General features: G+C 53.0%; 26 protein-coding genes. 14 read left to right on the plus strand and 12 right to left on the minus strand.

Annotation, left to right across the window (positions count from 1 at the left end; all coding sequences use genetic code 11):
* Positions 1 to 402 precede the first annotated feature (402 nt).
* From SQ11_RS04920 to rpmH, 9 genes are all read right to left on the minus strand, one after another.
* Positions 403 to 1,242 (minus strand): ParB/RepB/Spo0J family partition protein, encoded by an 840-nt coding sequence (locus SQ11_RS04920; RefSeq protein ID WP_041513054.1) that lies wholly within the window; start codon positions 1,240 to 1,242, stop codon positions 403 to 405.
* Between the two features lie 48 nt (positions 1,243 to 1,290).
* Positions 1,291 to 2,070, minus strand: coding sequence for a ParA family protein (locus tag SQ11_RS04925; RefSeq protein ID WP_041513055.1), 780 nt, complete (start codon positions 2,068 to 2,070; stop codon positions 1,291 to 1,293).
* 109 nt (positions 2,071 to 2,179) lie between these two features.
* Positions 2,180 to 2,809, minus strand: a complete 630-nt coding sequence (gene rsmG / locus SQ11_RS04930; RefSeq protein WP_041513056.1) for a 16S rRNA (guanine(527)-N(7))-methyltransferase RsmG — start codon at positions 2,807 to 2,809, stop codon at positions 2,180 to 2,182.
* Positions 2,806 to 4,716, minus strand: a complete 1,911-nt coding sequence (gene mnmG / locus SQ11_RS04935; RefSeq protein WP_041513057.1) for a tRNA uridine-5-carboxymethylaminomethyl(34) synthesis enzyme MnmG — start codon at positions 4,714 to 4,716, stop codon at positions 2,806 to 2,808. Before mnmG ends, rsmG begins: the two co-directional genes overlap by 4 nt.
* Positions 4,717 to 4,982: 266 nt before the next feature.
* Positions 4,983 to 6,338: a tRNA uridine-5-carboxymethylaminomethyl(34) synthesis GTPase MnmE gene (mnmE, locus tag SQ11_RS04940; protein ID WP_041513208.1), complete on the minus strand. Its 1,356-nt coding sequence runs from the start codon at positions 6,336 to 6,338 to the stop codon at positions 4,983 to 4,985.
* A 92-nt stretch (positions 6,339 to 6,430) separates the two neighbouring features.
* On the minus strand, positions 6,431 to 8,140 hold the full coding sequence (gene yidC / locus SQ11_RS04945; protein ID WP_041513058.1) for a membrane protein insertase YidC: 1,710 nt from the start codon (positions 8,138 to 8,140) through the stop codon (positions 6,431 to 6,433).
* A gap of 70 nt (positions 8,141 to 8,210) precedes the next feature.
* Complete coding sequence (yidD, locus tag SQ11_RS16695) at positions 8,211 to 8,420, minus strand: membrane protein insertion efficiency factor YidD (RefSeq protein WP_084226735.1); 210 nt, start codon at positions 8,418 to 8,420, stop codon at positions 8,211 to 8,213.
* The gene (rnpA, locus tag SQ11_RS04950) at positions 8,408 to 8,755 is read right to left on the minus strand and encodes a ribonuclease P protein component (RefSeq protein WP_041513059.1); all 348 of its coding nucleotides are present in this window, start codon (positions 8,753 to 8,755) and stop codon (positions 8,408 to 8,410) included. The genes yidD and rnpA overlap by 13 nt, the downstream gene beginning before the upstream one ends.
* Positions 8,756 to 8,794: 39 nt before the next feature.
* Positions 8,795 to 8,929 carry a 50S ribosomal protein L34 gene (gene rpmH, locus SQ11_RS16700; protein WP_084226737.1) on the minus strand — a complete coding sequence of 45 codons (135 nt, stop codon included), beginning with the start codon at positions 8,927 to 8,929 and terminating at the stop codon, positions 8,795 to 8,797.
* Between the two features lie 194 nt (positions 8,930 to 9,123).
* On the opposite strand from rpmH, the gene dnaA reads away from it, so the two are divergent.
* The 6 genes from dnaA (at position 9,124) to ribD (ending at position 17,507) form a co-directional block, all read left to right on the plus strand.
* Positions 9,124 to 10,494 (plus strand): chromosomal replication initiator protein DnaA, encoded by a 1,371-nt coding sequence (dnaA, locus tag SQ11_RS04955; protein ID WP_041513060.1) that lies wholly within the window; start codon positions 9,124 to 9,126, stop codon positions 10,492 to 10,494.
* A 190-nt stretch (positions 10,495 to 10,684) separates the two neighbouring features.
* The gene (dnaN, locus tag SQ11_RS04960; RefSeq protein ID WP_041513061.1) at positions 10,685 to 11,794 is read left to right on the plus strand and encodes a DNA polymerase III subunit beta; all 1,110 of its coding nucleotides are present in this window, start codon (positions 10,685 to 10,687) and stop codon (positions 11,792 to 11,794) included.
* Positions 11,795 to 11,905: 111 nt separating this feature from the next.
* Complete coding sequence (gyrB, locus tag SQ11_RS04965) at positions 11,906 to 14,332, plus strand: DNA topoisomerase (ATP-hydrolyzing) subunit B (protein WP_052493997.1); 2,427 nt, start codon at positions 11,906 to 11,908, stop codon at positions 14,330 to 14,332.
* 259 nt (positions 14,333 to 14,591) lie between these two features.
* Positions 14,592 to 15,842, plus strand: a complete 1,251-nt coding sequence (gene glyA / locus SQ11_RS04970) for a serine hydroxymethyltransferase (RefSeq protein WP_041513062.1) — start codon at positions 14,592 to 14,594, stop codon at positions 15,840 to 15,842.
* 1 nt (position 15,843) lies between these two features.
* Positions 15,844 to 16,323 carry a transcriptional regulator NrdR gene (gene nrdR / locus SQ11_RS04975; protein WP_041513063.1) on the plus strand — a complete coding sequence of 160 codons (480 nt, stop codon included), beginning with the start codon at positions 15,844 to 15,846 and terminating at the stop codon, positions 16,321 to 16,323.
* Positions 16,324 to 16,421: 98 nt separating this feature from the next.
* Complete coding sequence (ribD, locus tag SQ11_RS04980) at positions 16,422 to 17,507, plus strand: bifunctional diaminohydroxyphosphoribosylaminopyrimidine deaminase/5-amino-6-(5-phosphoribosylamino)uracil reductase RibD (protein ID WP_041513064.1); 1,086 nt, start codon at positions 16,422 to 16,424, stop codon at positions 17,505 to 17,507.
* A 15-nt stretch (positions 17,508 to 17,522) separates the two neighbouring features.
* On the opposite strand, the gene SQ11_RS04985 is transcribed toward ribD, so the two are convergent.
* On the minus strand, positions 17,523 to 18,092 hold the full coding sequence (locus SQ11_RS04985; protein WP_052493998.1) for a response regulator transcription factor: 570 nt from the start codon (positions 18,090 to 18,092) through the stop codon (positions 17,523 to 17,525).
* Positions 18,089 to 19,354 carry an ATP-binding protein gene (locus tag SQ11_RS04990; RefSeq protein WP_041513065.1) on the minus strand — a complete coding sequence of 422 codons (1,266 nt, stop codon included), beginning with the start codon at positions 19,352 to 19,354 and terminating at the stop codon, positions 18,089 to 18,091. The genes SQ11_RS04985 and SQ11_RS04990 overlap by 4 nt, the downstream gene beginning before the upstream one ends.
* A gap of 156 nt (positions 19,355 to 19,510) precedes the next feature.
* Here SQ11_RS04990 and SQ11_RS04995 point away from each other — a divergent pair, with 156 nt between their 5' ends.
* The 7 genes from SQ11_RS04995 to SQ11_RS05025 all read left to right on the plus strand — a co-directional run bounded on the left by SQ11_RS04995 (position 19,511) and on the right by SQ11_RS05025 (position 24,637).
* Positions 19,511 to 20,122 carry a riboflavin synthase gene (locus SQ11_RS04995; RefSeq protein WP_041513066.1) on the plus strand — a complete coding sequence of 204 codons (612 nt, stop codon included), beginning with the start codon at positions 19,511 to 19,513 and terminating at the stop codon, positions 20,120 to 20,122.
* Between the two features lie 123 nt (positions 20,123 to 20,245).
* Positions 20,246 to 21,367, plus strand: coding sequence for a bifunctional 3,4-dihydroxy-2-butanone-4-phosphate synthase/GTP cyclohydrolase II (ribBA, locus tag SQ11_RS05000; RefSeq protein WP_041513067.1), 1,122 nt, complete (start codon positions 20,246 to 20,248; stop codon positions 21,365 to 21,367).
* Positions 21,368 to 21,409: 42 nt separating this feature from the next.
* Positions 21,410 to 21,892 carry a 6,7-dimethyl-8-ribityllumazine synthase gene (ribH, locus tag SQ11_RS05005; RefSeq protein WP_041513068.1) on the plus strand — a complete coding sequence of 161 codons (483 nt, stop codon included), beginning with the start codon at positions 21,410 to 21,412 and terminating at the stop codon, positions 21,890 to 21,892.
* Positions 21,893 to 21,902: 10 nt separating this feature from the next.
* Positions 21,903 to 22,412 (plus strand): transcription antitermination factor NusB, encoded by a 510-nt coding sequence (gene nusB, locus SQ11_RS05010; protein ID WP_041513069.1) that lies wholly within the window; start codon positions 21,903 to 21,905, stop codon positions 22,410 to 22,412.
* A gap of 112 nt (positions 22,413 to 22,524) precedes the next feature.
* Entirely contained in the window at positions 22,525 to 23,496 is a 972-nt protein-coding gene (thiL, locus tag SQ11_RS05015) for a thiamine-phosphate kinase (protein WP_041513070.1), read from the plus strand.
* Positions 23,477 to 23,980 (plus strand): phosphatidylglycerophosphatase A, encoded by a 504-nt coding sequence (locus tag SQ11_RS05020; RefSeq protein WP_041513071.1) that lies wholly within the window; start codon positions 23,477 to 23,479, stop codon positions 23,978 to 23,980. Before thiL ends, SQ11_RS05020 begins: the two co-directional genes overlap by 20 nt.
* Before the next feature lie 147 nt (positions 23,981 to 24,127).
* Positions 24,128 to 24,637 (plus strand): CinA family protein, encoded by a 510-nt coding sequence (locus SQ11_RS05025; RefSeq protein ID WP_041513072.1) that lies wholly within the window; start codon positions 24,128 to 24,130, stop codon positions 24,635 to 24,637.
* 14 nt (positions 24,638 to 24,651) lie between these two features.
* On the opposite strand, the gene SQ11_RS05030 is transcribed toward SQ11_RS05025, so the two are convergent.
* A complete protein-coding gene (locus tag SQ11_RS05030) occupies positions 24,652 to 25,290 on the minus strand; it encodes a YqhA family protein (protein WP_041513073.1) in 639 nt (212 codons plus the stop codon).
* A gap of 126 nt (positions 25,291 to 25,416) precedes the next feature.
* On the opposite strand from SQ11_RS05030, the gene SQ11_RS16315 reads away from it, so the two are divergent.
* Positions 25,417 to 26,784 carry a tetratricopeptide repeat-containing serine protease family protein gene (locus SQ11_RS16315; protein WP_052493999.1) on the plus strand — a complete coding sequence of 456 codons (1,368 nt, stop codon included), beginning with the start codon at positions 25,417 to 25,419 and terminating at the stop codon, positions 26,782 to 26,784.
* The last annotated feature ends 43 nt before the right edge of the window (positions 26,785 to 26,827 follow it).

Consider the following 26,827-nt stretch of genomic DNA (forward strand, 5'->3'; position numbering starts at 1 on the left):
CGCCTCTCCCCGCTTCCTCGCAGAAAGAATGCGTCGCCGCCATAATACTAAATACTAAACCATTACATACCCACAACCCCGTAAAGACTATCCCCGAAGATGCGCCAAGTCAAGCAGTTTGTCTGCAAAACGAAAGAGCAAAACGAATTGATTACGCTGCCGCACATGTCCCCTGAACCGCCCTGAATTCGCTGGTGGAGAAGATCCGGTGTGGTTTCCGATACTAAGGAATTGCTCGGAGAACTGACGCGAGAGGCGCTCCGAGAACATAGGGATGGGGACGCCGACAAATTGTATCTATCGGATATATTTACAGTATCTGCGATGCGCCTTTGGCTTTCTTTTCCAAAAAGCGATCGTATTCACTTTTGAGTCAGCTGCCGGTGAAACGACTTGGGTTGATTACCAGCGAGCCAGTATTCCGTCCAATTGTTCCAGGCTGTTGTATTGGATTACCACCTTTCCGGCACCTTTTTTTCCCGGATTTATGACGACCTGCGTACCCAGCTTGGCCGATATGCTTTCTTGTAAGCGCAGTAAATCCCGGTCGTATCTGGGGCGTTGCGGTTTTACGGCCGGGCGTTCCATCCGATGCACCAGCCTTTCAGTCTCGCGTACCGATAGTTGCTTGTGCACCACGAGATTGGCGGTTTGTATTTGCTTGGCGGGAGGAAGAGCCAGCAGCGCGCGGCCATGGCCCATGTCGATTTTCCCCTGCATCAATAATTCCTGTACAGGCTGCGGCAGATTAAGCAACCGCAAAAGATTGGAGACAGCGCTGCGCGAACTACCCAGCGCCTGGCTGGCAGCTTGGTGCGTCATACCGAATTCCTTGATGAGCCGCTGAATACCCATCGCTTCTTCCAATGGATTTAGATTCTCGCGCTGAATATTCTCGATCAGCGACATGGCCAGGGCGGCTTCATCCGGCACTTCGCGGATGAGCGCGGGAACCTCCGTAAGCCCGGCGATTTGCGCTGCCCGCCAGCGCCGCTCCCCGGCTATGATTTCGTAACCTTCCGAAGAAACGGGGCGCACCAGTATCGGTTGCATCACACCCTGCGCTTTAATGGATTCGGCCAGCTCGGCCAAAGATTCCTGGTCCATATGGGTACGTGGCTGATACTTGCCTGGTTGCAATTGCAATATTTTCAAATTCCGCAGCGACTCCCCGGTCCGGCCACCGTCGTCGTTTCCCGCCAGGAGCGCATCCAATCCTCTTCCCAATCCCTTTGATTTCATAGTCTCCCGTCCCGCTGCATGTCTTCTGTTCCGCTAGTTTCCATTTTGTCAGACAGGCGCGGCATTGAGTGGATCCCTGCTAAGCATCTCACCCGCCAGCGCCAGATAGGCTTGTGTACCTTTGGATAATTTATCGTGATAGAGCGCCGGTATGCCAAAGCTGGGGGCCTCGGCCAACCGTACGTTACGTGGAATCACGGTATGGTAAACCTTATCGCCAAAATGCTGCTGTAATTGCTCCGATACCTGTTGCGCCAGTATGTTGCGCGGATCAAACATGGTGCGCAACAATCCTTCGATCTCCAGCACCGGATTCAAGTTGGCGCGCACTTTTTTTATGGTATTGACCAGATCGCTTAAACCCTCCAGCGCGTAGTATTCACATTGCATCGGAATCATTACCCCGTAGGCGGCGCACAGCCCATTGAGCGTAAGCAGGTTGAGCGCCGGCGGACAATCGATGAGGATGAAATCATATTCGCTTTCCACCTCCCGCAGCGCTTCTTTCAGGCGCGTTTCCCGTTGGGGCAGATTCACCATCTCGATTTCGGCCCCGGCCAGATCACGATTGGCAGGAATCAGATCATATTTGCCGCTGGTGGCGATCACGCGCACATCGGCGATACGCTGGCTACCCAGCAAAACTTGATAAACCGTGTATTGCAAAGCACGTTTATCCACACCGCTTCCCATGGTGGCATTACCCTGCGGGTCAAGATCAATCAACAACACACGCTTCTTTGCCGCAGCGAGGCTCGCCGCCAGATTAACGCTGGTGGTGGTTTTTCCCACCCCGCCTTTTTGATTGGTTATCGCCAGAATTTTCATTACTGCGCTACTCCCAGGCCTAAAGTAATAACATAACATGAAAGTGAGCGCTCACTGCGGAACGCATCTTGATATCCGATATTGCCAGAAATTAATTCCACGCGATTGCCTATACCCCATGCTTAATCATAATCAGATGGCGCTCTGCCTCAAGTCCGGGAACCCCAATATGGAATATATTCTCAACAATGAATGGGGGCGGCAATTGCGCCAATTCCTCATGCGGATAGACACCTTTCATCGCAGCGAGCCTGCCTTCATTTTCCCTAGCCAGGTGTCCTGCCAGTTTGACAAAGTCGGCCAGGCTCGAAAAAGCGCGCGAGATTACCGTATCAAACCCGCTCGCCGGGCGAAAATTTTCGGCTCGCTCGGTGACTATCTCAACATTCTTCAACTTCAATTCAATGCGCGCCTGTTGTAGAAATACTGCTTTTTTTTGGTTGCTTTCAAGCAATACCACATTCCATTCAGGGTGCGCCAAAGCTAGGGGAATGCCCGGTAAACCGGCGCCACTGCCGACATCCACGAGACGTAATCCTGAAATGTGCGGCAGGATCGCAAGGCTGTCAAATAAATGACGAATCAATATCATCTCCGGCTCACGCATTGCCGTCAAATTATGCACCCGGTTCCATTTCCTGATTAACGCAAGATATTGGAGTAAGCGGGTCTGCGTTTCGCTGGGGAGCATCACCCCCAATGCCGCGAGTCCGTCAGCGAGCTGCGCCGCCAGATTCACGCGCTTTTCTTTTTATTCTGACTGGAAAAACCACGCTTCACATGTACCAACAGCAATGAAATCGTCGCCGGGGTTATGCCGGAAATTCGTGCGGCCTGTCCCGCGGTTTCCGGCTTGTGCTGATTCAATTTTTGCTGTGCTTCACTGGAAAGGCCGCGGACCGTGGCATAATCAAGATCTTGCGGCAAACGAATTTCCTCATAATGCGCATTGCGCGCGACTTCATCCTTCTGGCGGGCAATATAACCATGATACCTGGCCTGGATTTCAACTTGCTCCGCCACCAGCGGGTCAGCAACAGGATCACCCGCGCCCGGCAAGCTCATGAGACTCGCATAGGATACGTCGGGACGACGTAGCAGCTCACTCAACGAATAATCCCGCTCGATCGTTTTCCCCAACACCCGCAGCACATCCGCTTCTGCCAGTGCACCCGAATTCATTTTTGGCCCCACCCAGATGGCTTTCAATCTGTCTTGCTCGCGGACGATGGCCTCCCGTTTGGTTTCGAATGCCGACCAGCGCGCATCGTCCACCACACCGAGCCTGCGCCCCTTTTCCGTCAGACGCAAATCCGCATTGTCTTCGCGCAGCTGCAGGCGATATTCGGCGCGGCTGGTGAACATGCGATAAGGTTCGGTGACGCCACGCGTGATAAGATCATCCACCAGAACACCAAGATAAGCTTCATCGCGCCGCGGACACCACGCATCCTGATCCAAGGTTTTAAGCGCCGCATTGATGCCCGCCAGCAACCCTTGTGCGGCAGCCTCTTCGTAACCGGTGGTGCCATTGATTTGTCCAGCGAAAAAAAGCCCCTCGATCATCTTGGTTTCAAGCGAGCTTTTCAATGCTCGTGGATCAAAATAATCATATTCGATAGCATAGCCGGGGCGCGTAATATGGGCTTTTTCCATTCCCTTGATGGAACGCACCAATTCAATTTGCAGATCGAACGGCAGGCTGGTCGATATCCCGTTAGGATATATCTCGTGAGTACTGAGTCCTTCCGGTTCCAGAAAGATTTGATGGGATTCCTTGGCGGAAAACCGTACCACCTTATCCTCGATGGAAGGGCAATAACGCGGCCCGACTCCTTCGATGACACCCGTAAACAGCGGCGAACGATCCAGGCCGCCACGAATAATGTCATGCGTGCGGCTATTCGTGTGCGTGATCCAGCACGGCAATTGGCGTGGATGCTGGGCGGCGGCGCCCATAAACGAAAAAACCGGCACGGGAGTATCACTGAGTTGTTCGGTCATTACCGAATAATCGACGGTACGTCCGTCTATGCGCGGAGGGGTGCCGGTCTTTAGCCGGCCCACCGGCAGCCTCATCTCGCGCAGGCGCATAGCGAGACTGACGGCCGGAGCATCACCCGCTCTGCCTGCCTGAAAACTGGATGATCCAACATGCGCCAATCCGCCGAGAAACGTGCCGGCGGTAAGCACCACGGCACTCGCGGAAAATTTTACTCCCAGCTGAGTAACCACTCCCGTGATCCGGTCGCCTTCAAGCGTGAGATCATCTACGGATTGCTGAAACAGCCAAAGGTTGGATTGATTTTCCAGGCGCCGGCGAATCGCCTGACGATAGAGAACGCGATCAGCCTGGGCACGTGTTGCGCGTACCGCCGGCCCCTTGCTTGAATTGAGAATGCGAAACTGGATGCCGGCCTCGTCGGCGGCTGCGGCCATCGCGCCACCCAATGCATCCACCTCCTTAACCAGATGTCCCTTGCCGATGCCCCCTATGGAAGGATTGCATGACATCTGCCCCAATGTTTCGATATTGTGCGAAAGCAACAGCGTTTTTTGCCCCATGCGAGCGGCCGCAAGCGCCGCCTCGGTGCCGGCATGGCCACCGCCAATCACGATGACATCGAAATTCTCGGAAAAAATCATTAGAAATCGCCGCTTGCTGCGCTGCTTACCCCGTAAGCAGCGCCGTGAAAAAAAAGCATTCTACGGCAAAATGAGGGGTTGCGTAAGGGCGCACGCGCTGCCATATCACAAACATGTTCCCCGTAGCCGAACGAATCGGACATCACGGGATGTAATGTTTCACGTGAAACAACGCGGCATAAGTTCGATATTCAAAGCGGCGGAGAGAGCCGTACGGAAAGGATAAAATTAAAAACGTGGGCCTGCCGTACCCTCGAGAACCAATTCTATTTGCCGATGCAAAAACGCGAAAATATTTCGCCCAACAAATCATCGGCACTGAATTCCCCGGTGATGGATGACAGGGCAAGCTGGGCAACTCGCAGTTCCTCCGCCTGCAAGTCCAGTTGAACCCCTTGTCTGGCAAGCTCCAGCGCGCTCCGCAAATATTCCCCCGATCGCGTCAGCGCCTCCACGTGGCGCTGACGCGCCATGAATACGCCTTCGGTTTCCGAGTGCGGCTGCCAGCCCGCCATATCCAGCAACTTCCGGCGAAGCAAATCGATCCCGGCGCCCGTTTTAGCCGAAAGGTAAATCGAGGCTCCACCTTCGCCATCGCCGACTTGCGGCACTTCATCCAGCAAATCGATTTTATTGTACACACGAATCACCGGCAATTTAGCCGGAAGGCTTCTGACTATCTCTCGATCTTCCGGCAAAACACCCAAGCGGCGATCGATCAGTAACAATGCCAGATCCGACCTTTCTATTGCCGCATGCGTACGAGCGATGCCGATTTTCTCGACGAGATCGTCCGTTTCGCGCAACCCCGCGGTATCGACCAGATGAAACGGAATGCCTTCTATCTCGACCGTTTGGCGAATAGCATCGCGGGTGGTGCCCGGTATCTCAGTGACAATTGCCGTCTCTTCTCCGGCCAACTGATTCATCAGACTGGATTTACCGACATTGGGCTGTCCTACCATGACCACGCTCACGCCTTCGCGCAACAGACTGCCCTGCTTGGCTGCCGTGAGCACCTCTTCCAGCCGCGATTGGATAGCTTCCAGCCTGGCATAAACGTTCGCCTGTTGCAGGGTGACCGTTTCTTCCTCCGGAAAATCCAGCGTCGCCTCCACCAGCATGCGCAGCTCGGTGAGCGCCTGCACCAGACCAACGATAACCGCAGAAAACTCTCCTTGCAGCGAGCGCATGGCACAACGCGCGGCCTCACCGGTGCTGGCATCGATAATGTCGGCGACGCCTTCCGCCTGAGCAAGGTCCAGCTTGCCATTAAGAAAAGCGCGCAAAGTGAACTCCCCCGGCTGTGCCAGCCGGGCACCCGCGGAGAGACAACGGGACAGTAACAGATTCATAACCGCCGGACCGCCGTGACCCTGGAGTTCCAGGACATCTTCACCCGTATAGGAATGCGGAGACGGAAAATAAAGCGCAATGCCATGATCTATGGCCGCTCCATTTTCATCGATAAACTTGCTGAACGTGGCATGGCGCGGCTGCGGGATGAGTCCAATGACGCTTAGCGCCAGAGATTGCAGGCTTTTACCGGAAACCCGCACTACACCGATGCCGCCCCGTCCGGGCGGCGTAGCGTTGGCGGCAATGATGTCTGTACTTCCCATTCGGGCAAGTTGCATCGAGAAGGATCCGTCACATGCGGATTTTCAGACGGAAGCGGTTCGCCGTCAGATGAGTTGCTGCTTTTCCAGCCGGTTCACTTCTTCTTGGTGGCAGGTATATTGCTGGACTTGGCAGCGCTACGTTCAATCATGCGCGTGATTTGCCATTGCTGCGCGATCGAAAGCACATTATTCACCAATGAGTACAGCACCAATCCGGCGGGGAAGAAGAAAAAGAAAACACTGAAAGCAAAGGGCATGATCTGCATCACCTTGGCTTGAATCGGATCCGTAGCTTGCGGACTGAGCTTTGATTGCACAAACATGGAAATCCCCATGAAGATAGGGAGCACGTAGTAGGGATCCGGCGACGACATATCTTCTATCCACAGCGCAAATGGCGCGTAACGTAGCTCGACGCTGGCCAGCAATACCCAGTAAAGCGAAATAAATACCGGAATCTGAACGAGAATGGGCAAACAGCCACCCATCGGGTTTATTTTTTCCGTCTTGTAAAAATCCATCATCGCCTGGTGCATGCGCTGGCGATCATTGCCATGCTGTTCGCGCAAGCGCTGCAACTTGGGCGTCACTACCCGCAACTTCGCCATCGATCGGTAACCTGCCGCCGAAAGGGGAAAGAATGCCAGTTTGACCGACATGGTCAGAAGAATAATCGCAACCCCCCAGTTTCCGGTCCAAGAATGATAAAAAGACAACAACCAAAAAAGAGGCGCTCCAATCACGGTCAACCAGCCATAATCCACCGTTAGATCAAGCCCTGGCGCGACCGTCGCGAGTTTGCTTTGCTCTTCGGGGCCTGCATAGAGGGGTACCGTAAGGGTCGCTGTATTCCCCGGTTCTATCTGTCCCACGGGCACGATTACGCCTGCTGTATATTCATTTTCGCCCAGGCGTTTCGCATAATACTCGCGCGGCAACTTGTCCCTTGGCAGCCATGCGGTAAGAAAATAATGCTGGAGCATTGCAATCCAGCCATTATCAGCATTTTTTGGATACGTTGCGTTACCCTTGTCCAGAGCCGAAAATTCGATTTTCTTGAATTTCTCTGCCTCGGTGTAAAGCGCTGCGCCAGTATAGGTCGGGATCATGAAAACAGAACCAACCGGCGGCTTGCTATCCCGCAGCATCTGGAAATAAGAAAACGGCTGAATCGCAGCCGCTCCCCGATTAGCGACTTCGAAACTTACATCGATGAGGTAGTTTCCGCGATGAAACGTATAAACCTTGGTTACCTGGACGCCATTCGCCTCGGGTGCGACGAGCCGCACCTCAATTTTATCCTGGCCCGTCGCCAGGCTATATGTCTGGGACTCCGCCGTATAATGCGTCTTGTGGCTGGGTAAACCCTCTCCGATCAGTCCTGATTGCGCCACATAAACGTGTTCATACTGGCTTTGCAACAATGCAAAAGGCTTGTTCTTGTCTTCCTTGTCCGGATGATCCAATAACTCGAGCCGGCGCAAATCTCCCCCGGCGGTATCGATTTCCGCTACCACCAAGTCGGTCTTGACCACGATTTTTTCACCCGACTCCAGCTTGCCGGAAGTCTTTATCGGACCAACGCTCTCCGCAGAGGGTTCACCCTTGCCAGGTTGTGTCGAAACAAGTTTTTCTCCCGGAACCGGCGTGTCTTCCTGACGGCGGACAGACGATTCACCTGCTGGCGCCTGGGTTGCGACCGCCGCCGCCGGGGGTGGATTTTGCTCTTTCTGCCATGCGTCCCAAAGGAACAACATCGATGTGGAGAAAATCAGGAAAAGTACAAATTTTTGTGTGTCCATCGTGCTTCGCAATTTATTTTTTTATGATACGCGTAAACTGTACCGGAAATAATTCAGATCGAATCCATTCTTATGGAACCGGGTCATATCCGCCGCGACCCCAAGGATTGCAGCGCAATATTCTCCATATACTGAGGCGCATCCCGCGCAGCAATCCATGCCTGGCCAGCGCCTCACATGCATAGTGTGAACAAGATGGGCTGAACCGGCACGACGGCCCAAAGAACGGACTCAGGCAATACTGATAAAGTTTGATAAAGCCAATAATTATCCGCGACATCGCTGTAATTGCATCATTAGCATTTCCGCCTCGCCCACCAACCGCGCAAAATTGCCTTGCGAAACGCGGCAACGCAAGCGCACCACCAGATCCAGTCCCGCCAATTCTCGCTGCTGCGCGCGAAATGTCTCTCGCAACAGACGTTTTGTCCTATTGCGGTTTACCGCCAGCCGCTCGATCTTGCCGGCGATTATCAATCCCAATCGTGAATGCACGAGATTATTAGGTTTAGCGAAAACCTGCAGAAACTCGCCACTGACTGAACATCTGAACCGGATTACCGAGGAAAATTCATTCGCCTGGTGCAACCGGTGACTTTTCGGAAAACGAATGATACAGCTCCTCGACTGTGGATTTTCCGCAGTTGGCTAACTCTATACTCCCAAACGAGCACGGCCTTTGGCGCGACGCGCCCGAATAACAGCTGCGCCGCCGGCGGTTTTCATGCGAACCCGAAAACCATGTGTTCGCTTTCTCCGGGTTACGGAGGGCTGGTACGTACGTTTCATCGTTTTCCCTTTTTCCTTGTCCTTGAGGCAGATAAATAAAACCTCGCATTACAACCCTTTACAGATGTTGGTGTCAACCTATATTTTTTCCCCACCCTGTGGATAACCGAGTGGGAAGCGTCTAAAATAGAACCCTCAACGCCGCTCCGTAATTCCGTCCTTTTCCCATTTACGTACTTCAGATCATATCGGCAATGCACAATTTTTGGCTTTCCTGTCTCGGATATTTTGAGAAAGAATTGAGTGCCCAGCAATTCAATACCTGGATCAAGCCTCTTTACCTGGACTTGTCACATAGTGCCGACGAACCGATCCTCGTCGCTCCCAACCGGTTTGTCATGCAATGGATCAAAGACCATTTTCTATCGCGTATCGAACAAATGGCCGAAAAACATTTTTCGCGCCGTATACATTTTCAATTAAAGCTCGCCAACCAGGACGCAACCAAGGAAACCGCTCCTGTAGTGAATAACGCTGTTATCACGCCGATCCCGATAGTCGACACGCCCGTGCGGTCGACACCAAAAACCCCAAAGGAAAAAAATCCGAGCCGCCTCAATCCTTCCTTCACCTTCAATAGCTTCGTCACGGGAAAAGCCAATCAATTGGCGCGGGCAGGTGCTATCCAGGTGGCGGAACGTCCGGGTGTCGCTTACAATCCATTTTTTATCTACGGTGGCGTGGGCTTGGGAAAAACCCATCTGATTCAAGCAATCGGTAACTGTGTGCTGGAGCACAACAACACCGCTAAAGTCAGATACATTCACGCAGAACAATACGTTTCCGACGTAGTAAGGGCTTACCAACATAAAGCGTTCGATGATTTCAAGCGCTATTATCATTCCCTGGATCTCCTGCTTATCGACGATATCCAGTTTTTTGGCGGCAAGAACCGGACACAGGAAGAATTCTTTTATGCCTTCAACGCGCTGATTGAAGCGCATAAGCAAGTCATTATCACTTGCGATTCCTACCCGAAGGAAATCTCCGGCATGGAGGAACGATTAATTTCCCGTTTTGGCTGGGGCTTGACAGTAGCGGTTGAACCGCCGGAACTGGAAATGCGCGTCGCCATCCTGCTAAAAAAAGCCCTGATGGAAAAAATCGTCCTGGATGAAAATGTTGCTTTTTTCATCGCCAAGCATATTCGATCCAACGTCCGTGAACTGGAGGGGGCACTGAAGCGGGTGCTCGCTTATTCCCGCTTCACGGGACATTCCCTCTCGCTGGACCTGGCGCGGGAAGCGCTTAAAGATTTGCTGGCAGTACAAAATCGCCAGATTTCCATTGAAAATATCCAGAAAACTGTGGCGGACTATTATAAAATCAAGGTTGCCGAAATGTATTCCAAAAAACGTTCTCGCATTGTTGCGAGACCTCGGCAAATGGCCATGGCCATATCCAAAGAACTCACTCCCTTGAGTTTGCCTGACATCGGTGAAGCTTTTGGAGGCAGAGATCACACAACGGTGCTGCACGGTTACCGCAAAATTGCCGAACTGCGGGCTTCTGATCCATCGATTAACCGGGACTTCAATACGTTATTGCATATTCTCCGAGGTTGAACAACAACAGTATGAGTTGGGGATAACTTGCCCTTTATGACCAATTTCAATTTGTGTACACAAACTATCCACAGGCAATACGCTCTAAATACAGATAAGAAATAGCGCTTAGCTTATTAATACTATTTGTATTTTTCTATTTATACCGGACTTACGCAACCCCTATTAACGATTATCTGGATTTAAATAAATGAAACTGATACAAGCTGATAAGGATACTTTGCTGAAACCGTTGCAAACGGTCACCGGGATTGTCGAACGCCGCCATACCTTACCCATACTTTCAAACGTGCTTATAGAGCGCAAGAATGAAGAAACCTCCTTTGTTGCAACCGATCTTGAAATTCAAATAACAACATCCACACAGGATAGCAACACGATAGGCGAAGGATATTCAGTTACCGTAGCGGCAAAAAAACTTCAGGACATATTGCGCGCGTTACCTGATAAGACCGAGGTGACATTGGAGACTACGGAAAACCGGCTCCAGGGAAAGGCGGGAAAAAGCCGTTTTAGTTTGCAAACACTACCGGTGGAAGATTTTCCAAAATTTCCTGAAAACACGGAATCTCAGGCGAAAATAACGGTAAAGCAAAACGACCTGAAACATCTCTTATTCCTGGTGCAATACGCCATGGCACAACAGGACATTCGCTATTATCTGAATGGCCTGCTCTTTCTGATGGAAGAAAATCATCTGAAAGCGGTTGCAACCGATGGGCATCGTTTGGCGTTCGCTCTGCTCATGCTGGAAGTGCCGCAGGAAAAAAGAGAAGTCATTTTGCCCCGCAAAGTAATACTCGAATTGGCAAAGCAGTTAAATGACACCGACGAGCCCGTCACGGTGGAAATTCTACAAAATCAAGTACGTTTTACATTTTCGAATGTCATACTCATATCCAAAGTCGTAGACGGTAAATTTCCTGATTACAATCGTGTAATCCCGGTTGACCATCAAAAGCAATTCGATGTAAATCGTTTATTGCTTTTGCAGACGCTCCAGCGTGCTTCCATCCTTTCGAACGAAAAATTTCGGGGTGTCCGCCTGATTTTGACAACGGGCAATCTTCGCATCGTCTGTAACAATGCAGAGCAAGAAGAGGCGGAAGAGGAGCTGGAAGTCCAGTATGATGGCGAAGCGCTGGATATCGGTTTTAACGTGACTTACCTTCTGGACGTATTGAACAACCTAACCAGCGAAACAGTACGTTGTTCTTTTGGCGATGCGAACAGCAGCGCGCTCATCACGATTCCCGGAAATGATGATTTCAAGTATGTGGTAATGCCCATGCGCATATGACAAGTACCAAAAAATATCTAATTCCCCGAATTATCCATCCGGAATAGCAGTGCGCAAAGTAAGGTATGACTTTCCGCAAATCCGTTTCACGTGAAACCACAGTAGCCAGACATGAACGAAAAAGACCGATCCAGACAGAAAAAAATTGAAGATTCAGCCAATTACGGTTCAGATAGCATAAAAATCCTGAAAGGACTCGATGCGGTGCGCAAACGTCCTGGCATGTATATTGGCGACACCAGCGACGGCACGGGTTTGCATCATATGGTATTTGAAGTGGTGGATAACGCCATCGACGAAGCGCTGGCCGGACACTGCGATGAAATCTCCGTCATCATTCATCCGGACAACTCGGTCACGGTCCAGGACAATGGCCGGGGCATTCCCACCGGCATCAAGCATGATGATGAAATGAAGCGTTCCGCCGCGGAAATTGTCATGACCGAACTTCATGCCGGTGGCAAGTTTGATGACAATTCCTACAAAGTATCGGGCGGCCTGCATGGGGTCGGCGTGTCAGTTGTCAATGCCTTGTCGGAATGGCTGCGCCTGTCCATCCGGCGCGACGGCCTGACCCATCAGATCGAATTCCGCATGGGTGTTCCCGTCGCACCGCTGGCGGTGAGCGGCAAGACCGAGCGGCGCGGCACCGAAGTCCATTTTCTGGCCAGCAAGGAAATTTTCGGTGACATCGAATACCATTACGACATATTCGCGAAGCGCTTGCGCGAACTTTCCTTTCTCAATAACGGCGTGAAAATTCATCTGGTCGATCAACGCAATGCCAAGGAAGAAAATTTTGCCTTCAGCGGTGGGGTAAAAAGCTTTGTTGAATATGTTAATCGTACCAAGTCAGTGCTTCATCCGAATATTTTTTACGCTACTGGAGAGAAGGACGGCATCGTGGTGGAAGTTTCGATGCAGTGGAACGATAGTTATTCCGAGCAGGTATTATGCTTTACGAATAATATCCCGCAAAAGGATGGCGGAACTCATCTTACCGGTTTGCGCGCCGCCATGACACGTACGCTCAATAATTATATTGAAAAAAACGAGCTGGCAAAAAAAGCCAAGATTGAAACATCTGGTGACGATATGCGGGAAGGCTTATCCTGCGTTTTGTCGGTGAAATTATTCGAACCCAAGTTTTCCTCGCAAACCAAGGAAAAACTCGTGTCTTCGGAAGTGCGTCCGGCGGTAGAAGAAATCGTGGCGTTAAAGCTGGCGGAATTCCTGTTGGAGCGCCCGCTCGATGCGAAAACCATCTGCAGTAAGATCATCGATGCGGCAAGGGCGCGCGAAGCCGCGCGAAAAGCCCGCGAACTCACCCGGCGCAAGGGCGTGCTGGACGGACTGGGCTTGCCTGGAAAACTCGCTGACTGCCAGGAAAAAGATCCCGCGCTCTGTGAACTTTATCTGGTGGAAGGCGATTCAGCAGGCGGATCCGCCAAACAGGGACGCGATCGCAAATTTCAGGCGATCATGCCATTGAAGGGAAAAATCCTTAATGTAGAAAAGGCGCGTTTCGATAAACTCATTTCATCGCAGGAAATTATTTCCCTCATTACCGCGCTCGGAACCGGTATCGGCAAGGATGAATATAACCCCGACAAATTACGCTACCATCGTATCATCATCATGACGGATGCGGACGTGGACGGTTCGCACATCCGTACTTTGCTGCTCACGTTCTTTTACCGGCAAATGCCGGAGTTGATCGAACGCGGCCATGTCTATATCGCACAGCCGCCGCTCTACAAGGTCAAGCACGGCAAGCAGGAACGCTACGTCAAGGACGACCACGAACTCAAACAATACCTGCTGGGGTTGGCGCTGACCGATGCAAAGTTGCATACCCATGAGGACAGACCGCCGCTCACAGGGGAGACACTGGAAAACATCGCCAATGAATACTTGCTGGCCGAAGCTGTCATTGAGCGCATGAGCCGCCTCATCGACAGCGAAGTGATGCATGCCTTGTTCCGCCATCCCGGCGTGGATTTGAGCAGCGAAAGCCATGCCGCCGAAAGCGCCGCCAAATTGGCCGCGCATGTAGGGACGGTAAAAATAACACCGGAATATGACGTCGCCACCGAGGAGTACCGGTTGAAGATATCCCGTATGCATCACGGTAACGCCCGCGCCAGCTACCTCGACCAGGATTTTCTGCAAAGCGGCGATTACGCTCAAATCAAGCAAACCGCTCAAGTACTCGAAGGCTTGATGGGACCCGCGGCATATGTCCAGCGCGGCGAGCAGAAACAGCCCGTCAGCGACTTCAAACAGGCGCTCGACTGGTTGCTGCAGGAAGTGAAAAAAGGCATCGGCACTCAGCGCTATAAAGGCCTGGGAGAAATGAATCCCGCGCAGTTATGGGAAACCACCATGGACCCCCAGAGCCGCCGGCTGCTACGTGCGCAGATTGAAGACAGTATCGCCGCTGATGAAATTTTCACCACGCTGATGGGCGACGTGGTCGAACCCCGCCGCGCGTTCATCGAGAACAATGCGTTGGGAGTTAGAAATCTTGATGTATAGCCCCATATAAAGACCTTCTGAAAAAGTTTTCCGCACTGAGGGAATGCTTGTTCAGAGGAATCATCCAAGGCGAGGCCTTGCTGACTAATTCCTCGGAAATCTTCTAGCGCTGGTGGTATTTCCACTTCATTTCGAGATCAGTCCAATCTTCATTGGCGACTGATGGTGCTGAAGCCCCGTCATTTGTATCCCCCTGCGAGTCCTGCTGATGATGGTAGAATGCACGAATTCTTTACTATTATTCAGAGGATAAATCGCTATGTTGTCCCCGAAACTGACCCTGGAAAATGTTGACCCCGAAGTATGGAAAGCGATTAAGGGCGAAGTACAGCGCCAGGAAGAATATATCGAATTAATCGCCTCCGAAAATTATGCAAGCCCGGCAGTAATGCAGGCACAGGGATCGGTGCTTACCAACAAATACGCCGAGGGCTATCCCGGCAAGCGTTATTACGGCGGTTGCGAATATGTCGATATCGTCGAGCAGCTTGCAATCGATAGGCTGAAAGCGCTGTTTGATGCCGAGTACGTCAATGTCCAGCCACATTCCGGCTCCCAGGCCAATGCCGCGGTTTATTTAACCGCCTTGAAACCCGGCGATACGCTTCTTGGCATGTCGCTCGCCCATGGCGGGCATTTGACTCATGGGGCTTCGGTCAATCTCAGCGGCAAAATTTTCAACGCGGTTTCCTACGGCCTTAAACCGGAAACCGAGGAACTTGATTACGATCAGGTGGCGCACCTGGCGCGCGAACACAAACCCAAAATGATCGTCGCCGGTGCTTCCGCCTACGCACTAATCATAGACTGGAAGCGTTTTCGCAAAATCGCCGATGAAGTGGGTGCCTATTTGTTCGTGGACATGGCGCATTATGCCGGTCTGGTGGCCGCTGGATTTTATCCCAATCCCGTCGGTATCGCCGATTTTGTCACAAGCACCACCCACAAGACGTTGCGCGGGCCGCGTGGCGGCATCATCATGGCCAAGCCGGAGCACGAAAAGGCACTCAATTCGGCGATTTTTCCGCAAACCCAAGGTGGTCCGCTGATGCACGTGATTGCCGCCAAGGCGGTGGCTTTCAAAGAGGCCGCTACCAAAGAATTCAAGGACTATCAGGAACAGGTGATCGAAAATGCCCGCGTCATGGCAAAGGTGTTGCAGGAACGCGGTCTGCGCATTGTTTCCGGGCGCACCGACTGTCATATGTTTCTAGTGGATCTCCGTGCCAAGAATCTTACCGGCAAGCAAGCTGCGGAATCCCTCGAAATGGCGCATATCACCGTCAACAAGAATGCCATACCCAACGATCCGCAGAAACCCTTTGTCACCAGCGGCATCCGTATCGGCTCTCCCGCCATAACCACGCGCGGCTTCAAGGAAATCGAAGCTGAGCAACTGGCAAATCTGATCGCCGACGTCTTGGATGCGCCTACTGACATAGGGGTCCTTTCGCAAGTGGCGCATCAGGCAAAGGCACTATGCGCGAAATTTCCGGTTTATAACGGTTAGGATGAAATGCCCTTTCTGCAATGCGGATGATACCAGCGTGATTGATTCCCGCGTCAGCGAGGAAGGTACCCGAATACGCCGTCGCCGCCGTTGCCTCACATGCGATAAGCGTTTTACCACTTATGAGACAGTGGAATTGCGTTTGCCGCAAGTGGTAAAGCAGGACGGCAACCGTTCCGAGTTCAATCGCGATAAACTGCTTACGGGCTTTATGCGTGCCCTGCACAAGCGTCCGGTTCCTACCGAGTACGTGGATGCGGCGATGGACCGTATCGTACAAAAACTCTTGAGTCTGGGTGAACGTGAAGTGCCTTCGCGCAAAATCGGTGAAATGGTGATGCAGGAACTCTACAAACTGGACAAGGTGGCCTATATCCGCTTTGCTTCGGTTTACAGAAGCTTCCAGGATGCCGACGATTTTCATGATGCGATCAAGGAAGTGCAGCGACCGCAGCGGAAAAGAGAAATAAAAAAACCTTGAATTGAGCACCCAGGCATCCGTTCGTGTTTTTACCAAGACAATGCCATAAGCAATAAAATTACAAATGACATCTGCAACCTCGAGTGATGAGGCCTCATATGTTCTCGCCAGCCGATCACGCCTATATGTCCCAAGCGCTGCAACTCGCCGAAAAGGGGTTGCATGGCACGAGCCCCAATCCCCGCGTGGGGTGCGTGATAGTGCACGATGGCAGGGTGGTGGGCAGCGGTTGGCACGAGCGGGCCGGCCAGCCTCACGCCGAGATCAACGCCCTTAACGCTGCCGGGACAGCCGCGCGCGATGCGACCGCTTATGTCACCCTGGAGCCATGCAGTCATCATGGAAGAACACCTCCCTGCGCCGAAGCGCTAATCAATGCGGGCATCGCTAAAGTGGTATGCGCCATGAGCGATCCGAATCCCCTCGTAGCCGGTGGCGGCTATGAGCTGCTGAAACAGGCCGGAATAGATATACAAACGGGATTGATGGAAGGGGAAGCCAGGGCCCTTAACATCGGCTTTGTCGCACGTCACACGCGCAAGCGCCCGTGGGTCCGAATGAAAATCGCGGCAAGTCTGGATGGCAAGACGGCACTTAGCAACGGTAGCAGCCAGTGGATCACGAGTGAAGCGGCAAGATGCGATGGCCACCGGTTTCGTGCTCGTTCCTGCGCCATTCTGACCGGCATCGGCACCATACTGGCGGATGACCCGCAGCTCACTGTCCGCCACGTGGAAACATCCAGACAGCCGTTGCGCGTGGTGGTGGACAGCCGCCTGGAGATTCCGTTGGATGCCAAGGCACTACGGGGCGGGGGCGAGTTGATTTTCACCGCTGCCGCCAGCGAAGGAAAAATCGTCGCCCTGCGTGATGTGGGCGCCCGTTCCATCGTAATGCCGGATAAGTATGACAACGTCGATCTTGCCGGAATGATGCGGACACTTGCCGATTTTGAGATCAACGAAGTGATGGTCGAGGCGGGCCGCAAATTGAACGGTGCGCTCATCAATGCGGGCTTGGTGGATGAGCTGGTGATCTATTTCGCGCCGTATCTGATTGGCGACCTGGCGCATGGCATGCTGAAACTGCCGGAATTAACGGATCTTGCGGACAAACGCGCGCTCACGATTCATGATTTGCGCATGGTGGGGCCGGATATTCGCGTCATCGCGCGTATCCTGTAATTCCGTAACCCCGGATCATGTTTTCGCGGGATTCTTGGTAAGCTTGCGCTGCAACGTGCGGCGGTGCATGTTGAGTGCCCTTGCCGTGACGGAAACATTTCCCTTGTTTTCGGTGAGTACGCGCTGGATATATTCCCATTCTAGTCGGTTTACCGACAGCGGATGCGCGCTGATCGGCACATCCGCATCGCCCGAGGTGCGCTCGAACGCAAGCATGATTTCATCGACGTCCACCGGTTTCGCGAGATAGTGCGTGGCGCCGAGTTTGATCGCTTCCACCGCCGTGGCGATACTGGCATAACCTGTCAGCATGACGATCCGGGTTCCGGGATCCAGCGTTTTCAATTTCTCAACCAGGGTTAGCCCGGAAGTACCCGGCAGCCTAAGATCGATAATAGCATATTCTGGCGTGCAAGCCTCGGCGCATTCCAGCGCCTGCTCGACCGTGTGCGCGCATGTCACGTCAAACCCGCGCTTGGTCATGGCGCCGGCAAGCACGCCACAGAAAGTGGCGTCGTCATCGACAATCAGCAAAGCCGGGTGATCATCGGCTTCCATTGTCGGAAGTGTTGTCATATTGGTCATGTGGATTGCCGTATCAGAGGTAATATAACTTTGGTACAGGCGCCGCCTTCCCGATTGGTCAAACGAACGCTACCCCCAAAGCGCTCAATATTCGCATTGGCCAGGAATAAACCGATTCCGAAACCTTGCCCGGGCGCCTTGCTGGTAAAAAAAGCTTCACCCGCCCGTTGAGCGGCTTCCCCGGTAAGTCCTTCGCCGTAATCAAGGATTTCGAGCTGCAATTCATGATCATTCCAGTTGGCCTCTATCTCGATATGTTTTAATGACGCGTCAGCCGCGTTATTCAACAAATTTAAAATAGATTGACTGAGTAATTGGGTATTCAGGATTTGCGGGGCAGGCTGCACTCCTTTCCCATGATAAGTAAATTTAACCGAGGGGCGCATCAATTCCCATTTATCCAACACCTGGCGCAGGAAATAATCGACTGCCTGACCGCTGCCTTCTTCGGCGCGTGCCTGTCCAGCATCGGCCAGCAATTGCGTCAGCGTATGCTTGCAATGCGTGATCTGGTCCCGCAATATTCTGATACTATTCTGAAATTCGCTGTTGTCCTTATAGTCATTTTGCAATTCCCCCGTCACGATCGCCATCGTCGCCAGCGGCGTGCCGAGTTCATGCGCCGCGCCCGCGGCCAGCGTCCCCAGCGCAATAATTTGTTCGTCGCGTAATGCCTGTTCGCGCGCCAATGCCAGATCCTTGTCGCGCTCGCGGATCGATATGCCCATTTTGACGACGAACCAGGCGATTAATACCGTGCTGAGCACGAAGGCCAGCCACATGCCGGAAACATGCAGGTTAAACTCACTGATGTGTTCCTCATGATCGTGCGGTAACGGCACATAATAAAATAACAGCGATGTGTAGCAGCTTATCGTGATCGCGGCCATTAGCCATGTATAGGCCCAGGGTAATGCCGCGGCGGCAATCGTCAGCGGCAACAGATATAACGAAATAAACGGGTTTGTGGAACCCCCGCTGAAATACAACAATGCGCTTAATGCGAAAACATCAATCAAAAGTTGAGCAAAAAATTCGACGCTCGATACCGGCCAGTTACGGCGGAGGCGAAACCATGTCGCCAGATTCAGCACAGCGAGCAGCGCGGCGACCGCGACCATTTCCGTCCACTGCAATTCCATTTCAAGTGCCCAGTATGCCAGGGCGAAGGTCAGGCACTGAGCGGCAATCACAATATTCCGGAGCAGAAACAAGCGTTGCAAATTCTTGCTCAGCGGCGACTGACTGAGATCACTGAACATTTTCGTTGCTCATCCGCGTCTTACTTCCTCACAAATCATCGAGCAGCCTTGAACATTAGCGCATATTGGAACCCACGACTATGCGGCAAATTGCCGCATGCTCTCAAATCACGCTTACAATAAGCGCTTATTGTATTGGAAAGCGGGAGCGGTTGGATGTTTACGGGAATTGTCCAGGCAGTGGGCGAGCTAAGGCGCATCGCATCTCAGGAGAGCGGGTTGCGCTTGGATATCGCGCCCGGCATGCTGGATTTACGCGACGTTAATACAGGGGATAGTATCGCGATAAATGGGGTGTGCCTCACCGTCACGGCTTTGGCGGATGACATGTTTTCGGTGGATGTCTCGCGAGAAACCTTGAGTTGCACCGAAGGCTTGGATAAGCAAGGCGGTAGCGTCAACCTCGAAAAAGCCATGCGCCTGTCGGACAGGCTGGGTGGCCATCTGGTGAGTGGACACGTGGATGGGGTCGGCGAAGTGGTAACGTTCACGCCCGATGGGGAAAGTTATCGCCTGGCGATCAAGGTACCGGTCTCATTACTAAAATATATCGCAAAAAAGGGTTCGATTACAGTGAATGGCGTAAGCTTGACGGTAAACGCGATAGCGGGAGATGAATTTGAGATTAATCTCATTCCGCATACACTGGCAGTCACCACGCTGAGTGCGCTGAAGACGGGTGCAAAGGTGAATCTGGAAGTGGATATGCTGGCGCGGTATGTAGAACGATTGATAGGGGATGGCATGAATCCCAAATCCGTCGGTTGACCCATTTTTCAGTCGTTTTTCAACCAGCCGTTATGTTTCATAAAGACTTTTGCGCAACTTGGCCTCCATTTTATTTGATGAATTCGCGACAACGGCGGATTCGGGATATAGGTAAGATTTGACATGATCATCAGCTCAATTCAGGAAATTATCGCCGACATGAAGGCGGGCAAAATGGTGATCCTCGTGGATGAGGAAAACCGGGAAAATGAAGGCGATCTGATTCTGGCCGCCGATTTTGTCACACCGGCGGCGATCAATTTCATGGCCACGCATGGACGCGGGCTGATTTGCCTGACATTGACCGAAGAGCGCTGCAGGCAGCTCAATCTGCCTCTGATGGTGTCCGCAAATCGTTCGCCGCTGGGTACCAATTTTACGGTTTCCATCGAAGCGGCAAGCGGGGTCACAACCGGTATTTCCGCCGCCGACCGTGCGCGCACCGTCCAGGCGGCGGTAAGCCGGGACACCAAACCAGAAGACATTGTCCAGCCTGGGCACATCTTCCCCCTGATGGCGCAAAATGGGGGCGTACTGGTACGCGCGGGCCATACCGAGGCTGGCTGTGATTTAGCGAATCTGGCGGGGCTTACCCCCGCATCCGTCATTTGCGAAATCCTGACGGAAGATGGGAGCATGGCGCGTCTGCCGGATCTGATCGAATTCGCCGCAAAGCACCAATTAAAAATCGGTGCGATTGCAGATCTGATTCATTATCGCAGCCGCACCGAAAGCCTGGTGAAACGCATGGCCGAGCGTTCGATTCAAACAATTCATGGCAAGTTCCAGCTCGTCGCCTACCTCGATAAGACGGTCAACGCCACGCATCTGGCGCTGGTTAAGGGAAAAATCGACCCCGGCACCGAAACTCTCGTACGGGTGCATGAACCCCTTTCGGTCATCGATCTGCTCGATATCAATGATGATACCCATTCCTGGAATGTGAATGACACCCTCCGTATAATCGCGGGAGCAGCATGTGGCGTGATTGTGCTGCTTCACCGCAGAGAAAGTCCGGCGGAATTGATGGAACGCGTGATGCCGGCGAAATCCAGGCCTAAGGTTATCGCCAGGGCGGATTTGCGCGATTATGGTATCGGCGCGCAGATACTGAGGGATCTCGACGTAGGAAAGATGCGGCTGTTGGCCATTCCTCGTAAAATGCCAAGCATGGCGGGGTTCGGTCTGGAAGTAACGGGATATCTGGAACCGGAAGACAAAAACCAGAAACAACGGCTTTCCTGAAAAATACTTTGTTTGCGATTCAATTTTGGAACAGGAGTACACATGGCACGGTATGACAACATTCTCGAAGTTGAACCCGATCTTGACGGTGCGGAATTGCGTATCGGCATCGTCATGAGCCGCTTTAATGCGAATGTGAGCGAGGGGTTGCTGGGAGCCTGCACCGCGGAACTGGTAAAACGGGGCGTGCAGGAGTCAGGCATGTTGCTGGTGACTGTTCCAGGCGCATTGGAAATTCCCCTCGCGCTGCAAAGAATGGCTTTAACCGACCAGTTTGACGCACTGGTGGCATTAGGCGCAGTAATACGCGGAGACACCTATCATTTCGAGGTCGTAGCCAATCAATCGGCCAGCGGTGTGGCCGCCGTGCAGCTTGACACCGGCATCCCCGTCGCCAACGGCATACTTACTGCCGATACCGACGATCAGGCATTGGCGCGCATGAGCCAGAAAGGCGTCGAAGTCGCGCAAGTAGCGCTGGAAATGGCTAATCTGCTAAGAGAGCTCGACGAAGTGACTCAATGAAATCGACCCAATGACGCAGACCAAACCGGCAAGTGAATCATCAACCCCGCCATTAAAACAGTCCACAAGCAATCCGGCGGGAAAACCGGGCCGCAAAACCCGGCGCCGCCGATCTCGCGAACTCGCTTTGCAGGGGCTATACCAATGGCGGGTGGCGGGCGGAACCGCTCAAGCCATCGAAGCGCAGCTCCGTGAAACCAACGAATTTCCCAGGACGGACGAGGGATATCTTTGCGCACTGTTGCGAGGTGTGCTGGCGAACGTCCCCGAGCTGGAGAAGGAAATTCAGCCTCATCTCGACCGGCCGTTCAAGGAGCTCAGTCCCGTGGAGGTTGCCATTCTGCTACTGAGTACCCACGAACTTGCCAATCATCCGGAAATGCCTTATCGAGCGGTCATCAACGAGGCGGTGGAATTAGCCAAAACCTATGGCGGCACCGATGGACATAAATACGTGAATGGCGTACTGGATAAATTGGCAGCGAAACTGCGAGCGATTGAGATCAACGCAAACGCATGAGCCCGAATCCGGCAGTTGGCCGCTTATTTTTCAGCTGGGCCATGATCCGCAAAAATCGGATATTCCACCCTGCTCAACTGTCGGATTAGTTTGGCTGTCCGCGTAGTACAAAATGCCTTCCGAATTCGACATTATCCACCGCTATTTTACCCGTCCGGCACCAAGCGCGGTATTGGGTGTGGGAGATGATGCGGCATTGATCAAGCCGGCAAGCGGAATGGAACTGGCGATTTCCACCGACATGCTGGTCGCCGGCCAGCATTTTTTCGCCGATGCCGATCCATGCAAATTAGGCTATAAATCCCTCGCCGTGAATCTTTCCGACATGGCTGCGATGGGTGCCAGGCCGCGGTGGGCCACACTTTCGCTGGCACTGCCGAAACCCATGGTGCGGACGGATGAAAAATGGCTGAAAGCATTTGCTGAAGGATTTTTTGGGCTTGCTCATACCCATCAAGTGGACCTCGTCGGTGGAGATACGACATGCGGCCCCCTTACTATCAGCGTAACAATTCTGGGCGAAGTGGCAAAAGGAAAGGCATTGCGCCGAAGCGGCGCCAAGCCGGGTGATGATATCTGGATATCCGGCCATCTGGGCGATGCTGCCTTAGCGCTTGCTCACGAGCAGCAGCGTATCGTGCTGAAACCCGACGAAATCGCGGAATGCCTTCCAGCGCTTTATACTCCAATGGCGCGGGTCGGATTAGGCCAGCGGTTGATCGGTCTCGCCGCAAGCGCCATCGATGTCTCCGATGGGCTGCTGGCGGATCTGGGGCATATTCTGAAAAGTTCGAACGTTGCCGCAATCATCAAAATGAATGATATACGTTGTTCTGCATCCATGAAGCAATATCTTCCCCAGGCGCTGGCTATCGAATGCCTGCTGGCCGGCGGGGACGACTATGAGCTTTGTTTCACGGCGCCCAGGTCCAGGCGCAAAAAAATCGAGGCGCTCTCCCGCGACCAGGAGATTGCGTTGACCCGCATCGGTAGAATCCGCGAAGGAGAAGGTCTGCTCGTGCTGGATGCCGCGGGCAATACCGTAACGCTGGAGACGAAGGGATATGACCACTTCCGCGTCTGATCACTTCCTTCCCGATAAAGCGTTTGTACGGCGCCATGCGGCGCACTTCATCGCATTCGGCGGCGGCGCAGGTTTGAGTCCGGTTGCGCCCGGCACCGCGGGCACGCTTGCCGCATTCCCGTTATTCTGGGTATTTGGTTACTTCCTCGAGCCGGTTGAATTTCTGCTGCTGATTATCGTGCTGTTCATCATCGGTATCTGGGCTTGCAGCGTCACCGGCAAGGCGCTTGGCGACCATGACCATGGCGGCATGGTTTGGGATGAGATCGTAGCTTTTCTGCTGGTGCTGGTGTTTACGCCCAATAATTTGATATGGCAGGCATTTGCGTTTTTGCTGTTTCGTCTGTTCGATATCATCAAGCCGCCACCGATCCGATACTACGACGACAAATTGCATGGCGGCTTCGGCGTAATGTTCGATGACTTGCTGGCCGCATTTTTCACGCTATTGTGTCTGGCGGCATGGAAAGCATTTGTAATTTAGCGAGGCATGAAAATTTAGGGACGGACCATCCTGAATCCGGCAGCCGACTGCTTATTTATTAGATTAGCGATATGATTAATAATGACATTTTATGCTATTTGAACCTCATCTCTTGGGTGAGCCGGTCCAACCCCCGGATTTAAGATCATGGAAGATTTGACACTTGAAGATCTCGCCCGGCAGGTAGGCTTGGCGCTCGCCCGGCAGGAGTTGATGCTTGCCAGCGCCGAATCCTGCACAGGCGGCTGGCTGGGGCAAACCATCACGTCAATCGCCGGAAGTTCCGTCTGGTACGAACGCGGCTTTATCACCTATGCAGATATCTCAAAGCGTGAAATGCTGGGCGTAAGGGGCAAGACGCTCGAACAAAATGGCGCGGTATCCAGGGAGGTTGCGTATGAAATGGCCGAAGGTGCCATTACGCATAGCCATGCGCAGGTTGCGGTTTCCATAACCGGCATTGCCGGCCCGGATGGTGGCACAGCGGAAAAACCGGTCGGGATGGTATGCTTCGCCTGGCTAATGAAAGACGGCCTTGCGCTTACCGAAACCCGCTATTTCAGCGGCAGCCGTGAGTCGATAAGGCGGCAAGCGGTGGCGGTGGCGCTGCAAGGAGTGATAGATCTGCTGCAAGGCATCCCGCCGCTGACTGCTTGAAGATACGCTGTCGTTCAATGGGATTCCTGGGCTCCCCGGTGGGCGCCCGTACCGGACATGAGACGGTCACTATAAGCAATTGCAATCGCCGAAAGCAGGAAAACGACATGGATTCCAGTTTGGGCGATGATGGTTTTTTCATCGTACGCGTTGGCGTTGATAAAGGTCTTGAGCAAGTGGATGGAGGAAATGCCAATGATGGCGGTAGCGAGTTTGACCTTTAGCACCGATGCATTGACATGCGACAGCCACTCAGGTTGATCGGGATGACCCTCCAGATTCATACGTGAAACGAACGTTTCATAGCCGCCGATAATCACCATGATGAGCAGATTGGAAATCATCACCACGTCGATCAAACCCAGCACGACCAGCATAATGGTAGTTTCACCGATCTTGGTAGGCCTGGCCGCGCCTTCAATCGCTACCGCGTCCAGAATATGCTGTAGCGCAGCCTGGTTACCCATGACGGCGCCAATCAGATCGGTCAATTCAACCCAGAAGTGGTACACATATACGCATTGGGCAAGAATCAGTCCAAGATACAGCGGTAATTGCAACCAGCGTGTGGTGAAGATGAAATATGCCAGCGGCTGGATCGGTTTCCTCGCGGGATAATTGGCGGGTTCTTTGTTAATTTCCTTGATTTCCATACGGTTCCGCGGGTTTCGGTAAATAATCCGGCATTTTACACTTTTTTTATTGTGCGCGATTGGGGTTGCTGATGCACATAGGTTGAGCCAATGCGCTACGATGCGTATTCAAATTGACGGGTTAATATGGCTGTGAGTCCGAATAACCGGCAAAAGAAACAGGATATCCTGCCAATTAAGATTGGAGGTTGGGGACTGGCCTTGTTTTCGTCATTTGCCATCGCCGATGTTCTCCATGCTCCCCCTATCCCATTGACCCTTGAACAAATTGTCCTGCGCGTGTCGCCTTCCGTGGTGGAAGTAGATGTGGTGGATGCCCATGGTAAATCCATTCGCCAAGGCAGCGGCGTAGTGATAAGAGCGGATCAGGTGGTTACCGACTGCCATGTGGTGAACGAGGTCGCCAAGGAAGGAAAAAGTACCCTAGTAAGAAAATCAGGCAGCACTTTCAAAGCCACGCTGCAATACGCTGATCCGGAGCGTGATCTTTGCCAGCTGAATGTTCCCCATTTGCGAGGCACACCCATTGCTTTGAGTTCAGCCGCGAAAATCAGGGTCGGCCAGCGCGTTCATGCCATCAGTGTATCCGGCGGGCATGAGCTGGTGCTGCGCGAAGGCGTTGTGTCCAATACGCGGCCGCATGGGGGATCACAATATATGCAAGTCTCCATCGCCGTCTCTCCAGGTTCCAGCGGCGGCGCGCTGGTCGATGATCGGGCACGGCTGGTAGGGCTTCTCTCTCTCCGATCCTTAGAGCGTCAAAACTTCACATTTGCGCTACCGGTGGAGTGGATCGGCGAATTATCGAAACGGGCCCAGCCTGTTCAAACGATCACAACTATAGCCGGATTGGATTGGCTTAGCCGCGCCATGGCACTGGAGAAGAAAGCGGACTGGCAGGCGTTGTTAAGATTCGCTCAACAGGAAGTCAAGCGTGATCCGGCAAACGCAGCCGCATGGTATAGCGTGGGAGCGGCCGCAGCCCACCTTAAACAATACACCCAGGCAGTGCATGCCTATCGGGAGGCGATACGCAATCAGGCCGAGTATGACGAGGCATGGCATAAACTTGGCGCTGCCTATGCCAGTCTCAAGGAATACGATCACGCCATCCATGCCTATCGGGATGCGTTGCGCATACAGCCGGAGAATGCCGAGGCATGGTATGACTTGGGCAATACCCACTATGAACTCAAGCAGTACGCTCACGCCATTCATGCTTATCGGGAGGCGCTGCGCATACAGCCGGAGAATGCCGGCGCCTGGTACAATCTGGGCAGTACCTATGACCATCTGAACCTGCATGGCGAGGCGGCTCTGGCCTATCAGGAAACGGTGCGTATACAGCCGGAGAATGCCGATGCCTGGTACAACCTGGGCGTGAACTACGCATTACTGAATGAGCGCGGCAAGATGAGGGGAATTTATCACGCCCTGCGCAACCTTGATCCCGCCAGGGCGGAGCGTTATTTCAATACTTATATCTTGCCTTAAGCCGGGAATAAATGGCCCCGATTCATTCTCCTTGCATCCCGGG

The sequence above is a fragment of the Nitrosospira sp. NpAV genome (assembly GCF_000832065.1).
Classification (GTDB): Bacteria; Pseudomonadota; Gammaproteobacteria; order Burkholderiales; family Nitrosomonadaceae; genus Nitrosospira.

What these genes read in the sequence shown, in the direction of transcription:
- SQ11_RS04920 (WP_041513054.1), bottom strand. Translation starts at nt 1,242, where the DNA reads ATGAAATCAAAGGGATTGGGAAGAGGATTGGATGCGCTCCTGGCGGGA.
- SQ11_RS04925 (WP_041513055.1), bottom strand. Translation starts at nt 2,070, where the DNA reads ATGAAAATTCTGGCGATAACCAATCAAAAAGGCGGGGTGGGAAAAACC.
- mnmG (WP_041513057.1), bottom strand. Translation starts at nt 4,716, where the DNA reads ATGATTTTTTCCGAGAATTTCGATGTCATCGTGATTGGCGGTGGCCAT.
- mnmE (WP_041513208.1), bottom strand. Translation starts at nt 6,338, where the DNA reads ATGGGAAGTACAGACATCATTGCCGCCAACGCTACGCCGCCCGGACGG.
- yidC (WP_041513058.1), bottom strand. Translation starts at nt 8,140, where the DNA reads ATGGACACACAAAAATTTGTACTTTTCCTGATTTTCTCCACATCGATG.
- yidD (WP_084226735.1), bottom strand. Translation starts at nt 8,420, where the DNA reads ATGTCGCGGATAATTATTGGCTTTATCAAACTTTATCAGTATTGCCTG.
- rpmH (WP_084226737.1), bottom strand. Translation starts at nt 8,929, where the DNA reads ATGAAACGTACGTACCAGCCCTCCGTAACCCGGAGAAAGCGAACACAT.
- dnaA (WP_041513060.1), top strand. Translation starts at nt 9,124, where the DNA reads ATGCACAATTTTTGGCTTTCCTGTCTCGGATATTTTGAGAAAGAATTG.
- dnaN (WP_041513061.1), top strand. Translation starts at nt 10,685, where the DNA reads ATGAAACTGATACAAGCTGATAAGGATACTTTGCTGAAACCGTTGCAA.
- gyrB (WP_052493997.1), top strand. Translation starts at nt 11,906, where the DNA reads ATGAACGAAAAAGACCGATCCAGACAGAAAAAAATTGAAGATTCAGCC.
- glyA (WP_041513062.1), top strand. Translation starts at nt 14,592, where the DNA reads ATGTTGTCCCCGAAACTGACCCTGGAAAATGTTGACCCCGAAGTATGG.
- nrdR (WP_041513063.1), top strand. Translation starts at nt 15,844, where the DNA reads ATGAAATGCCCTTTCTGCAATGCGGATGATACCAGCGTGATTGATTCC.
- ribD (WP_041513064.1), top strand. Translation starts at nt 16,422, where the DNA reads ATGTTCTCGCCAGCCGATCACGCCTATATGTCCCAAGCGCTGCAACTC.
- SQ11_RS04985 (WP_052493998.1), bottom strand. Translation starts at nt 18,092, where the DNA reads ATGACCAATATGACAACACTTCCGACAATGGAAGCCGATGATCACCCG.
- SQ11_RS04990 (WP_041513065.1), bottom strand. Translation starts at nt 19,354, where the DNA reads ATGTTCAGTGATCTCAGTCAGTCGCCGCTGAGCAAGAATTTGCAACGC.
- SQ11_RS04995 (WP_041513066.1), top strand. Translation starts at nt 19,511, where the DNA reads ATGTTTACGGGAATTGTCCAGGCAGTGGGCGAGCTAAGGCGCATCGCA.
- ribBA (WP_041513067.1), top strand. Translation starts at nt 20,246, where the DNA reads ATGATCATCAGCTCAATTCAGGAAATTATCGCCGACATGAAGGCGGGC.
- ribH (WP_041513068.1), top strand. Translation starts at nt 21,410, where the DNA reads ATGGCACGGTATGACAACATTCTCGAAGTTGAACCCGATCTTGACGGT.
- nusB (WP_041513069.1), top strand. Translation starts at nt 21,903, where the DNA reads ATGACGCAGACCAAACCGGCAAGTGAATCATCAACCCCGCCATTAAAA.
- thiL (WP_041513070.1), top strand. Translation starts at nt 22,525, where the DNA reads ATGCCTTCCGAATTCGACATTATCCACCGCTATTTTACCCGTCCGGCA.
- SQ11_RS05020 (WP_041513071.1), top strand. Translation starts at nt 23,477, where the DNA reads ATGACCACTTCCGCGTCTGATCACTTCCTTCCCGATAAAGCGTTTGTA.
- SQ11_RS05025 (WP_041513072.1), top strand. Translation starts at nt 24,128, where the DNA reads ATGGAAGATTTGACACTTGAAGATCTCGCCCGGCAGGTAGGCTTGGCG.
- SQ11_RS05030 (WP_041513073.1), bottom strand. Translation starts at nt 25,290, where the DNA reads ATGGAAATCAAGGAAATTAACAAAGAACCCGCCAATTATCCCGCGAGG.
- SQ11_RS16315 (WP_052493999.1), top strand. Translation starts at nt 25,417, where the DNA reads ATGGCTGTGAGTCCGAATAACCGGCAAAAGAAACAGGATATCCTGCCA.